Genomic DNA, 12,293 nt, shown 5'->3' with positions numbered 1-12,293 from the left:
ATTAAACAAAGATAAACAGCCCCTAGCCAAACACATCGTAATCAACTGTTTTAATTAGTGATTTATTTCTTGCTGTTTTGTCAAAATCTGCTTACTTGTTAACCATTTTGTTTCTTGCTATCAATACTGCCCGGTTGATCAAATGGAAATAAAAAATGACTAACGCTAATCATGGAAGTTATAACTTATCAAAAACGGATAATATTCTCGTTGTAGAGGCACAAGGGCCTTTTGATGATATCACCGTTAACCAATACCTTAACGATATCAAAGTATTAATTGAAGATATAAAACATGAACCTTGGGCAACATTGGCTATTTTCAAAGGTAACGGTATTTTTACACCTGAAGCCGAACAAGCCTTAATTGATATTACTCGCCACCGTATGCAAAACAATATGATCGCTATTGCTACCGTTATTCAGCAAAGCTACCAAGCTGATTTACAACAAATGCAACTAACCCGTATTTACCAATCCTGCAATGTGGTTTTTAACTTTTTTTCCGATGCTAGTGTCGCGCAAGATTGGCTTAATGGCTTTTTAGACGATGATAAGGCGGTTGGTTAACAACCCCGTTAAAGGGTTTATTAGCGCTAGGTAATGCGCTAATAAACAAATGATTATTTTAAAATTAACCGAGCAATTAACGAAATTCCTTGCCCGGTTGCCCCCGCAGCCCATAAAGCATTGGCACTACCGTTGTACGAAGCTGATAAATCAAAATGTAACCAACCTGCTTTATTTTCAACAAAACGCGAAAGGAAACCAGCCGCATTACTTGCTCCCCCCATACCGCCACCTTTTTGAATATTACTATTGGCGGTATCCGCAAAAGCCGATGGACATTTTTGTTGATGCCATGGCGCTAACGGTAATTGCCACACAGGCTCAACTTCTTGCTCAGCCAATAACTTCACTTCTTCCACTAACGGTTGATCTAAAGAAAACAATGCGGTGTATTCACCGCCTGTTGCTAACATAGCCGCGCCTGTTAAAGTAGCGGCATCAATAATTAATGGCGCTTTCGTCTCACTGGCCGCCATTAAACCATCAGCAAGAACTAATCGACCTTCAGCATCCGTATTGGCAATTTCCACGGTAACGCCATTTTTGTAGGTTAAAATATCGCCAAGCTTAAAGGCATTATGACTCACCATATTTTCAGCACAGCATAAAAACAACTTAACCCGTTTATTTAAACCTTGTTTGATCGCTAAAGCTAACGCGCCCGCAACCGTTGCTGCACCGCCCATGTCACACTTCATGTTAAACATACCTTCGCTGGCTTTAATGCTATAACCGCCACTATCAAAGGTAATGCCTTTACCCACTAAACAAGCACTAACCGGCGTTGTTTCATCTTTTGTAGGGTTAAAATCCAGCTCTAAAAAACAAGGGGCATGTTGGCTACCTTTACCAACATTATAAATACCAGTCCAACCCGCTTTTTCTAATGCTTCACCGGCAATTAATTTACTGGTGACAAAATCAGGCGCTAGTTCTGTAATAAATTGCGTGGTTAATTCAGCTAATTTTAATGGGTATAATTGAGCTGGGGTTTGATTCACTAACTCACGACTCCAAGCATAAACCGTTAATTTATTCGTTAATTTAGCTACCAACTCGGCTGAGCCACAAAAACTTACCTGTGCTAATTTTTTTACGCTAGTAAAGCCCATAGCAAACGCCCATTGCGACTGCTCGTTCCATTTTTCTCCCACTAAAACCGCTTGTTCAATACCTAATTTATCAATTTTACGAGCCGATTGCTGAATAGCTCTTAAAGGGTGAGCTTCATTTTCAGCGATCACTAGATGAATATCTTCACCAATAAATTGCTCTTGTTTGTTCGCTTGCCAACCAGTCGCTTGTGATGAAGAAGTTAAATAAATTTGAGTTGCCACTGCCATACCTTGTACCTAAGAAAATTCAATTGTTAATAGCATAACAGCGTTTTACTTAAGCGGCACCTTTGATAAAAAATCTGTTAACATAAAACCATTAAATAAAGCTAAGCGAATCAAATCTTAGGAAAAGCGGATGAATTTATTAACCACAGCAAACTGTGAAGCGTGTAAAAAAAACGCGCCAAGTTTATCAAGCACTGAACTGAACAGTTTGTTACCCGAAATTCCAGGCTGGCAGTTAATTAACAACAACGGCATTAACAAATTACAGCAAATATTTACCATAAAAAATTATCAACAAGCGGTAAAATTTACCTTAGCGATTGCTGAACTTGCCGAACAACAAGGCCACCACCCTAAAATTACCTTAGAATACGGCCAAGTTACCCTGCAATGGTGGACACATATCATTAATGGCTTACACAAGAATGATGTTATTATGGCGGCTAAAAGCGCGGATATTTTCCAAAAGCAAAGTTAACTCTGTACCGATAATTTTTTCTCAATTAGCATTAAATAAGTAGGCCAAATGTGAAAAGTTTTGTTATTGCACTGACCAGTTTTAGTATTGGCGTTATTGTCACCTTACTCATGTTTACGCCAGCCTCTTTAAACCAATTACAACTAAAGGTATATGATTTAGTGCCTTTAACCAAGCACTTAACCTTAGCACCGCAAAGTCAGTTGCCAAACCAAGCAACAAAACAAAACAAGACAGCCGAATCGCTATTTATTCCCAACAAAAATGCAAATAACAACAGTGATAACACGAATAATAATGATGACTTCGACGGGCAATTTATACAATTTAAACAACTTATTAAGCAGCAAAGTTTTACTGAAGCTCTAGATTTATATCTGGAAATGTCGGTTGATAAACGTTTTCATCAATTTATTTATCACTATTTATTTGAATTAACTGAAAGCAAAGAAATTGAAGCCTTATCAATAACTAAAACGCTCACCAATCAGCTGATAAACCTTGAATATGATGACTTTTATTTTCGTTATTTAAACGTTAAAGCTAACTATTATTTGGCCTTATACCCAGAAGCATTGGCCTTGATCATTGAGTTAGTCGATCAAGTTGAAGATGAGAAATATCAAGAAGCAGTCGATTTTTATTACCGACAAATAATTGAGCAATACACACAACAATTACTCAACCTTACCAAGGTTACAGAAACTGAAAACTTTATTGCTCAGCTAACTTACTTACATGAATATGAACGTATTGAACAACTTAATCAGCACTTAGAAAAAATCCAAAAAGCTGCAGCATTAGCAAATTCATACCCAATTAAAATACCCGTTACCGCCTATGGTGGTCAGCTAGAGCATGGCATTGTTACTGTCACATTAAACAATAATGTTACCGTAAATTTGATGATTGACAGTGGCGCTTCTTATATCGCCTTAGATAATCGAGTTATTGAGCAACTGACATATAACATTATTAAATCCGATGTGAGCTTTAATACCGCAAATGGAACAATACACACAGATCTAATTAATATTGACTCATTTGCCATTGGCGAACTTAAAATAGAAAACATTACCGCCAGCGCCCATTATGCTGACGCGCCATTAAGCACACCGGCTTTTGACGGCTTACTTGGTCGAAACTTTTTAAACTTATTTAATTGGTATCACGACACAGACAAATCAATTTTATATTTACAACCCAAATAATACCGATTTCATTTCGGATTAAAAAAACTTATCTATCAGATTAATTTAACTCGTTTGTCAGAAACATCTAGAGCAAGTATTCTAACCTTGTTTTCGAAATCTCCCCCGATTTCTTATTATTGTTATAGACTCGTTATTTTTGTCAGGCATCCATTGGATGCCTTTTTTTTACCTAAAATTTAACAGTTCACACCATCAACAAAAATTCCATCCATGAATACGTGTATAAAACATCATCTTTACCAAAACAGCGCAAACAATAGATTAAAAAAATTCACCCATCACATAAATTTTACTCGTTTGCCATCAATATCTAGAGCAAGTATTCTAAACTTGTTTTCGAAATCTCCCCCGATTTCTTTTATTGTTCTTTTGTATAGCAGACTCATAATTTCTGTCAGGCATCCATTGGATGCCTTTTTTTTATCAAAAATCCCTCAATAACCATTAACTATTTACAATAAATAAAACACACTCACAATCAACTCGTTCATGTTAACCTTGCCGGTATGATTTCGTTCAAACGCAAATTCTTGAATACAACGTGGGCTTGCAGACTGAATGAGCTAATGGGCTAATGGGCTAATGGGCTAATGGGCTAATGGGCTAAGTAAATATTTCACAACAAAGAACAAAAAACTCACTTATCAATTGAATTTATCTCGTTTGTCATAATGCTTTAACAAAAGTACTCTAATCTTGTTTTCGAAATCTACCCCGATTTCTTTTATTGTTATAGTAGACTCGTTATTTCTTGTCAGGCACCCATTGGGTGCTTTTTTTTGCCTAAAATTTAACCGCTAACACCATCAATAAAAATTCCATCCATTAATACGTGTATAAAACATCTCCTTTACCAAAACAGGGCAAACAATAGATTAAAATAATTCACCTATCACATCAATTTAACTCGTTTGTCATCAACATCTAGAGCAAGTATTCTAAACTTGTTTTCGAAATCTCCCCCGATTTCTTTTATTGTTCTTTTGTATAGCAGACTCATAATTTCTGTCAGGCATCCATTGGATGCCTTTTTTTTGCCTAAAATTTCACAACTAAAACCACAACTAAAAATTAAGTGAACTAACACAGGAAATAACAAGTTAAAAAAATTCACCTGTCGCATAAATTTTACTCGTTTGTCATCAACATCTAGAGCAAGTATTCTAAACTTGTTTTCGAAATCTCCCCCGATTTCTTTTATTGTTATAGTAGACTCGTTATTTCTTGTCAGGCATCCATTGGATGCCTTTTTTTTACTCAAAATATACTGCCTATTGCAATTTATCGCTTAGCCTTTTACTGTTGCATACATAGTAATCATGACCTATAGACATTAAAGTGCTATGAATAAATACGCGATCTTACTTTCTACCTTTTTTTTATTTTCTTGTAATGATAAATCGGCTGATGAATATTTAACCGAAGCCAAGCTCAGCTTAAAAAATAATGCGCTTGATACTGCAACGATTGAGCTTAAAAATGCTTTAAAAGCTGAGCCTAGCTTAGCGGAAGCTAGATTTTTATTAGGAAAGATTTATTTTGACGGCCACCAATATTTAAGCGCCGAAAAAGAACTTGAACGTGCATTTGCGTTTAAATATAACGCTAATAGTGTTCTGCCTTTATTGGTAAAAGCTTATTACTATACTGAAACAGATACCTCATTAGTTGATTTAAACTTAGATAAAGTTAATTTAACCGATGATAATAAAACCCAAGTTAAATTTTATCAGGCACTCGGCAATATACGTTTGGGTAATGAAGATAAAGCAAAGCTCTTATTAAATAACATTCGCGCCCTCAATAATAACTCAATATATGGTCAGCTTGCGCTAGTATATGACGATGTTATTAATAACAATGAGCAAGCCGCCCTACCTAAGTTAAACGATATTCTTGCTCGCCAACCAACTCAAGAAGAAGCGCTTAAACTTAAGGCGCAGCTTTTACTACAAAGACAAGAGATTGAGCAAGCAATCATAACTTATCAACAATATGTTGCTGCTTATCCCGAAGATCAAGTCATGTCATTTGTTCTTGCTAGACTTTTAATGGATAACCAACAAAGCGAAACCGCTGAACCGCTGATCGATAAATTGTTATTAATTAATGATAAACATACGTTATTAAATCAATTAAAAGCCTTGGCTCGTTTTAATCAAAATGACACAAAAAATGCATTGCTATTTGCTGAAAAATCACTATTAAATGAACCCAATAATCAAGCAACCCGTTTAGTTGCTGGTGTCAGTGCTTACAAAAACCAAGATTTCACCAAAGCGCATCAACATTTATCGTTTATTGCTGATGACTTACCGCATAATCATATTGGTCTACGTTTGTTAGCCGCAAGCCAATTAGCTTTAGGTTTAACGCTAGAAGCCAATGATACAGTAAATAAGCTTGGGTCATTAACCCCACAAGATAACAATTTAATTTCCAGTGTTGGCTTAGCATTAATTCAACAAGGTGAAAGCGAAAAAGTTAAAAGCATTATCAACAAGGTATCCGACGATAATATCTCGACCGAAGCCTTAGCAAAACTCGGTTTATTGAAGTTATCAATGCATGATGTTTCCGGCATTACCAACTTAGAAAACGCCTTAAATAATGCTTTAACTGAACCAACAAATGAAAAAAAAGAACAAGCCAAACAAGATATCGAAATGGTACTCGCCACCGCATATCTTTCAACCGGCCAATTTAACAAGGCTTTATTATTGGCTGAACAATTAAGGCAGCAGCAGCCTGATTCTATTCGAGGAGACATGTTAGCCGGAGCAACTTATGTAAAGCTTAAAGACTTTGAGCAAGCACGTATTGCCTACAACTCCGCATTAAAAAAATCGCCCAATGCTCCTGAAGTTGAATTAGCGATAATTAAATTATTGATTGTTGAACAACCAGAAAACAAAACGCTTGCTTATCAAAAAGTTCAAGCCTTAACACAAGCGCAACCAACTTATATTCCGGCAATCACCTTAAATTATTTATTTGCTAAAGAGCAAGGAAAGCAAGCAGAAGTCATTAAAAACCTAATCAAAACAGTAGATGAAAATAATGACCTACCGGCATTAAAAGTTACCTTAGCAAAAATTTATTTTAATGAAAAAACCTATAGCCAAGTCATTCAGCTACTTGAACCACTAACCAACCTACCCAATAAGCCTGATAACTTTTGGCGTTTATTAGCAACAAGTTATGGTCGTATTCAAGCCGATGACAAAGCCATAGCAACCTACAAAAAGTGGTTAGCTGAAAAGCCCAATAGCCGTAGCGCCATTATCGACAATATTTTAGTACTAAAAGCACAAAATAAACTTGATGAAGCACTAGCGTTAAGTGATCAATTAGTTGCTATGCAAGGTGAAAATGCATCTATTACCGCACTTCGTATTGAATTATTGTTATTAAAAAATGATTTTGTAAACGCCAAAAGTGAATTTAAGACTTTACCTGACAACATTCATCACTTACCGGCAATTAAAGGCCTGTTAGGACAATTGCAATTCCATCAACAGCACTATAGTGCTGCATTAGCTAACATTAATATCGCTTACCAAGAAACGCCGAGCTCAAATAATGCTCGCTTACTCTATCAATGTTATGAAAAGCTAGAGCAGCCGAAACAAGCAACTGACTTTTTAGTTAGCCATTTACAGTCAAACCCTGAAGATTTATGGGCACTTATGCAATTGGCAATGGAGCAAATTTTTGTTGATAAACAACAAGCAATAACCACTTACCAAAAAGTACTAACCATTAATCCAGAGATCGCAATAGCTCATAATAACTTAGCTTTTTTATTAGCAGAACAAGGTAAGCTCGAGCAAGCTACTTTACATGGCAATACCGCGATTAAACATGAACCGGATAATGCGGAATTTTTAGATACCTTAGGTAAAATATTATTAGATCAAAACAAAACCAGCGAAGCGTTAAAGCATCTCTCTCGTGCTGTTGATATCACAAAAGAGCAAACTCCCGAGCCTATTTACCTCAATTATATTGAAGCCCTTATTGCTGACCAACAAACGCTATTAGCTAAACGCAAATTTGAAGCATTTAATTTCACCAAAACCAACAAAGCGACTTTAGCCAAACTCAAAGCTAAATTAGCGCTATGATGTAAAAAAAGGCTTATGCAGTCGCTTATTGAGGTGATTGAGACAATTCGATAGACGCTATTTTTTGCTGGATACTAGCGTCTTGAGGATACTTTTGTATGTAGGTTTTTAAATGTAACAAGGCTAATTCAATTTCATTAATGGCTTCAAACGCTAAGCCAATATAACGATGGCTAATAATATCGCCAGGTTGTAATTCAACCGCATTAAAACCAGCCTCTAAGCTTTGTTCAAATTTATTTTGTTCGAACAAAGCTTGGGTTAATCCTGAGTATGCACTGCCGTATTCAGCTTCCTCACTCAGTACTTGTTCAAACACTTGTTGTGCCATTACATATTCTTTCAATTGCAATAAACAATGACCAAACAAGGTTTTAAATAAAACCCCAGTAATTAAATTTAGTTCTATTTTTTGTAAATATTTACGCGTTTGTTGTGTCTCTTTTTCGCTAAACGCCAAAATTGCTTTAAGTAAATAACGGGCAACATCGAGTGGTACAGCATTAACAAAAAAGGTCGTTGTACGGGGTAAGTTGTCAATTTGCTCAAGGGTCGATTTTGCCAAAGGCGCAAGCGATGTTAAATTACCACAGGTAAACAATAATGAAATTAACTCAACTTTCATCATTAAATCTCGAGGATTAGCCTGAACCCAAGCCGCTAAAATATTTATCGCTGTGGTGTGTTCACCTCTTATCCGCTTAACTTGCTGTAAATGATACATTCTAGTACGTTCAAGCACAGCTCGCTGCTTGCTTAGTTGCTCAGCTAACGGATCTTGCAAACCTAATTCGGTAAGTTCGGCCAGCCAAGTATGATCTTGTTCTGTTAAACCTGAACCAAATGCAGGCCAATCACGTAATGGCGACAACGTTACCGCCTGCTGTTGATTACTAACAGGCAAGCTAAACATTTCATGCCAAACACGCCCAGCCAATACAGTTGGTAACGCAATACCTAAAGAGGTTAATAACGTAGGTACAATATCAAGTTGATGCGCCGCCGTTATTTCGGCTTGTTTTAGGATGTTATTACCCGACCAAATAAAGTGACCAATACCATTATGATTTTGGCCTTGGTGTTTTTTATTAGTTGATGTTTTAACACGGATCGCATCGTCATTTGAAAAGCCAAAATGACTCAATAATAAAATATTACCCTCGTTACCAAACAGAGTAATTAAGCCGCCTAATAAAGCATCAAAAAATTGATAAGTACCTGCAATCACTTTTTGATAATGATGAAAGTCATATTCTGATACCGACGCTAATTTAGGCGCTTGATAGACCATAAAATAACGTGAAACTTGTTCAAATAAAGAGTAATAAATACAGGTAATATCGCCGGGTTTATTTTCCAATAACCAAGTATTAACATTATGTCGGCTAAGATTACGCGCAAACGCCTCGGCAATCACCGCTGGCCGTTTATCGGCATCTTGATTTATTGCTGCTAATTCGGTAATTAAAGGTGCTATTGCGGCTAATGGAATATCGGCTGGCTCAATACGCAGATTTTTTACTAAATCTACTTCATTTGCTGTGATTCCAGAAAAGTCGCTTATTGTTAAATCAGCCCATTTACCACCATATAATGCTTGGCCAGGAAAGTTTTGACTGATACATACATCAACAGACGAAGCCGCTGGTGTTACTAATGGGCAAGCAATCATTTGCACGTTTTTTCCCGCTTGTTTTAACCAATGCCAAAACATAGGTTGCGAAGCACTTTCACTAGTCACCGACACTTGCCCTTCACCTGCAATATTTGGTTCAGCGTCAGTTAAAATGCCATGTTGATCAGGCCACAATCCACTATAGCTAGTTGCCCAAGAAGCAGCAGAAGACTGTGGTAAGGTTGTTTTTAAAGCACCATGACAGCCATTATTTATTAATGAAGTTAAATTAGGGAGTAGCTTTTGTTTGATCAATTGCTGCGCTGTCGGCCAGTCAAAGCCATCAATCCCAATGATCAATTGTCTATCTTTCGCCAAGCGCTTTATCCACCATTAACGTTTTTTTCAAAATAACTATTTTTTCCTAAATGTTGTGCATTTAGTCGCCGAGCATAACTGTTAGTGTCTTTTAATTTTTCCGTTGTTATAAATTGGAATGTTTTTATATCAGGCCGCTCTTGCGATATACGTTCATAGGATAAATGCTTAATAGCAAGGTGCGCCCAGCCATGACGAAACGCTGGCGCAATCACATAAGCATCAGTCCAAAAGGCGGTTTCAACAAACCGGCCAACACCAACACCAACCATATTATTTTTATAGCTTAAACTGAACAATACTTGATGTGGTAATAATTCAGTTAAAATAATTTGCCCTAAACGAATATTTAACGAAGCACTAAAATCTGCTGATAATAATTGCTGTGCCTGCGCTGTATCTACCTCTTCACCATAAGCACAAGAAATATCCGCCATAGGTATGCTGCCACGCTTAATTAATCGCTTAAAATGTTTTTCAGCATGCTGCTTTACTATTGCAAAATCTGCTTCAAAAACATCAAATTCTTCTTTTACAGAAAAATCGAGTGAACGTAAAAATTCCCTTGCGGGGATCTCTTCAATCATATCCCAAGGGGTAATCGTAAAGTTTGCTAAGGAGTTGAGTTTTTCAGTTGCTAATTGATGATAAACAGATTTAGCAAGGCCTAAACGACGATATTGCGGTAATATCGTAAGCCAACATTTTAACTTATTATCTTGTTGTTGATACAAGACAGCACCAAGTAGTTGAGACAAATTGTCAGAGGAGAGAATAAGGTAGGCTGTGATATCTTGTTGTAATATTTGCAGTGGTAAGCCAGTAATCATACGCAACAATTTATGTTGCGCATGATTAACCGGTTTTAAAGTATACAACAAAGTATTAAGCGTTTTTGTTTCTTCTACGAGCAATATAATAGGCACCTAATGCAAAAAGTGACCAAACTGCAGGCTCTGGCACTTCACCCGCTTTAATTGACTTACCTGAGTCTTCATAAGCCCAGTCATGAATCGTTACCGAGTAGCTGCTTGTATCTTCTGCCGTAAAGTCTTCTACGCTAAATCTTAACCAACCATTATTACCTGTTGCTAAGTTAAAACCTAAAAATCCGGCACCACCTGAAGCAAAAAAACCATCTGTTGCTTGTTCAAATTCTGGGTTTTTACTATCAGTACTAACATCTCTTTTACTTGCTGTAGCAAACTCTAAATATTGCGCATTGGTACTATTTATTACATCGCCTTCAGCAAAAAAATCGAAGCTAGTACCGAAATTTCCACTTAAAACTGAAGAACCACCACTTAAAATATCATTACCACTTTGATCTGAACCAGTAGCGACCATTAGGTGCGAAAAAAACAAATCAACTGAACTATTATTCTCAATATCAACATTAGCTATTGAATTATCAACAATAATATCATCTGGATTTTCATAAACAATACCAGCATTGGCTTGGAAACTTCCAGCAGCTAATTTACCTGCGGCAGCAGCTGCTAATAAAGCGCGTTTTTTTAAATTTTTCATATTGATAACCTTTAACTTAATTCATAAATAGCTAATTTAATCGCAACAGCCAATCAGGAAGGATGAGTACAGCGATAAATCTCATAACCATAAACAAGCAAAATACAAACCAACTATAAAATTACAGGTATATACAATAAGTTAGTTGATAAACTTCCTAGAAATAAATTAACGTGTAAAAAAAACAGACATATTGAAACAATTTATTAACATAATAAAAACTGAATGTTGATCCCGCTAATTTTATACGCTTGTTTTCCAATGTCTCCGCTTGCTAACAACAGTCAGTCAAGTAAGATATTAACAATACATTAGACTTTACTTTGCCATGAACTTTTCCTTACAAAAAGCCATCTTAATCAAACGTTATAAACGCTTTCTTGCCGATGTTATTTTAGCTGACGGTACAACAACCACAATTCATGTTGCTAATACCGGCGCTATGACCGGTTGCGCTGAAGCAGGTGATATAGTTTGGTATAGCACCTCTAATAACCTTAAACGAAAATATCCATTGAGCTGGGAAATAACAGAAAAACCTAACGGCGATATGATTTGTGTTAACACCATACGAGCCAATCAGTTAATTGAAGAAGCCTTATTAGCGAAAAAAATTTCACCGCTAGCGCACTTTCAAAACTTAACCCGAGAAGTTAAGTATGGTGAAGAAAATAGCAAAATTGATTTTTTACTGACAGACACTGCTGCCGTTAATACTTATATAGAAGTTAAAAGCGTTACCTTATTATTTGAACAACAAGGTTATTTTCCTGATGCCGTTAGTAGTCGTGGCCAAAAGCATCTACGAGAATTAATCACCATAAAACAACAAGGCAAGCGAGCAGTTTTATTATTTGCGGTTTTACATTCTGGTATTAATACTGTCGCTCCTGCCGAGCATATCGATAAAAAATATGCTGAATTGTTAAGGCAAGCGCAACAAGCAGGTGTCGAAATTTTCGCTTATCAAGCTAAATTTATTCAAACAGCCGGACTTTTTTCAATTAACATCGAACAAGCGCTACCGGTCATTATTTAA

10 protein-coding genes are annotated in these 12,293 nt (G+C 36.4%); 5 read left to right on the top strand and 5 right to left on the bottom strand.

The features are described from left to right. Nucleotides 1–155: 155 nt before the first annotated feature. Nucleotides 156–569 carry a hypothetical protein gene (locus tag ACSLUO_RS00490; protein ID WP_448245352.1) on the top strand — a complete coding sequence of 138 codons (414 nt, stop codon included), beginning with the start codon at nucleotides 156–158 and terminating at the stop codon, nucleotides 567–569. Nucleotides 570–622: 53 nt separating this feature from the next. Here the strand turns inward: ACSLUO_RS00490 and pepB are convergent, their stop codons facing one another. Continuing rightward, on the bottom strand, nucleotides 623–1,912 hold the full coding sequence (pepB, locus tag ACSLUO_RS00485) for an aminopeptidase PepB (RefSeq protein WP_448245351.1): 1,290 nt from the start codon (nucleotides 1,910–1,912) through the stop codon (nucleotides 623–625). A gap of 130 nt (nucleotides 1,913–2,042) precedes the next feature. Here pepB and ACSLUO_RS00480 point away from each other — a divergent pair, with 130 nt between their 5' ends. Together ACSLUO_RS00480 and ACSLUO_RS00475 are read left to right on the top strand one after the other, a co-directional pair. Then, nucleotides 2,043–2,390 (top strand): 4a-hydroxytetrahydrobiopterin dehydratase, encoded by a 348-nt coding sequence (locus ACSLUO_RS00480; protein WP_448245350.1) that lies wholly within the window; start codon nucleotides 2,043–2,045, stop codon nucleotides 2,388–2,390. A 50-nt stretch (nucleotides 2,391–2,440) separates the two neighbouring features. Continuing rightward, nucleotides 2,441–3,601, top strand: a complete 1,161-nt coding sequence (locus tag ACSLUO_RS00475) for a retropepsin-like aspartic protease family protein (RefSeq protein WP_448245349.1) — start codon at nucleotides 2,441–2,443, stop codon at nucleotides 3,599–3,601. 895 nt (nucleotides 3,602–4,496) lie between these two features. Here the strand turns inward: ACSLUO_RS00475 and ACSLUO_RS00470 are convergent. Further along, nucleotides 4,497–4,865 (bottom strand): hypothetical protein, encoded by a 369-nt coding sequence (locus tag ACSLUO_RS00470; protein WP_448245348.1) that lies wholly within the window; start codon nucleotides 4,863–4,865, stop codon nucleotides 4,497–4,499. A gap of 82 nt (nucleotides 4,866–4,947) precedes the next feature. Between ACSLUO_RS00470 and prsT the strand changes: the two genes are divergently transcribed. After that, nucleotides 4,948–7,731 (top strand): XrtA/PEP-CTERM system TPR-repeat protein PrsT, encoded by a 2,784-nt coding sequence (prsT, locus tag ACSLUO_RS00465; RefSeq protein ID WP_448245347.1) that lies wholly within the window; start codon nucleotides 4,948–4,950, stop codon nucleotides 7,729–7,731. 25 nt (nucleotides 7,732–7,756) lie between these two features. On the opposite strand, the gene ACSLUO_RS00460 is transcribed toward prsT, so the two are convergent. The 3 genes from ACSLUO_RS00460 to ACSLUO_RS00450 are packed head-to-tail and all read right to left on the bottom strand — an operon-like array spanning nucleotide 7,757 to nucleotide 11,254. Next, nucleotides 7,757–9,724, bottom strand: a complete 1,968-nt coding sequence (locus ACSLUO_RS00460; protein ID WP_448245346.1) for a tetratricopeptide repeat protein — start codon at nucleotides 9,722–9,724, stop codon at nucleotides 7,757–7,759. Between the two features lie 5 nt (nucleotides 9,725–9,729). Beyond that, complete coding sequence (locus ACSLUO_RS00455; RefSeq protein ID WP_448245345.1) at nucleotides 9,730–10,638, bottom strand: hypothetical protein; 909 nt, start codon at nucleotides 10,636–10,638, stop codon at nucleotides 9,730–9,732. Further along, a complete protein-coding gene (locus ACSLUO_RS00450) occupies nucleotides 10,610–11,254 on the bottom strand; it encodes a hypothetical protein (RefSeq protein ID WP_448245344.1) in 645 nt (214 codons plus the stop codon). Before ACSLUO_RS00450 ends, ACSLUO_RS00455 begins: the two co-directional genes overlap by 29 nt. Before the next feature lie 328 nt (nucleotides 11,255–11,582). Here ACSLUO_RS00450 and sfsA point away from each other — a divergent pair, with 328 nt between their 5' ends. Further along, on the top strand, nucleotides 11,583–12,293 hold the full coding sequence (gene sfsA, locus ACSLUO_RS00445) for a DNA/RNA nuclease SfsA (RefSeq protein WP_448245343.1): 711 nt from the start codon (nucleotides 11,583–11,585) through the stop codon (nucleotides 12,291–12,293).

This window comes from Thalassotalea agariperforans, from assembly GCF_053470345.1.
The sequence above is the reverse complement of the archived record's forward strand: the minus strand, read 5'-3'. Positions and strand labels throughout refer to the sequence as shown.

Excerpts from the sequence above, each read along its gene's own strand:
- ACSLUO_RS00490 (WP_448245352.1), top strand. The coding sequence starts at position 156 with ATGACTAACGCTAATCATGGAAGTTATAACTTATCAAAAACGGATAAT.
- sfsA (WP_448245343.1), top strand. The coding sequence starts at position 11,583 with ATGAACTTTTCCTTACAAAAAGCCATCTTAATCAAACGTTATAAACGC.
- ACSLUO_RS00450 (WP_448245344.1), bottom strand. The coding sequence starts at position 11,254 with ATGAAAAATTTAAAAAAACGCGCTTTATTAGCAGCTGCTGCCGCAGGT.
- ACSLUO_RS00480 (WP_448245350.1), top strand. The coding sequence starts at position 2,043 with ATGAATTTATTAACCACAGCAAACTGTGAAGCGTGTAAAAAAAACGCG.
- pepB (WP_448245351.1), bottom strand. The coding sequence starts at position 1,912 with ATGGCAGTGGCAACTCAAATTTATTTAACTTCTTCATCACAAGCGACT.
- prsT (WP_448245347.1), top strand. The coding sequence starts at position 4,948 with ATGAATAAATACGCGATCTTACTTTCTACCTTTTTTTTATTTTCTTGT.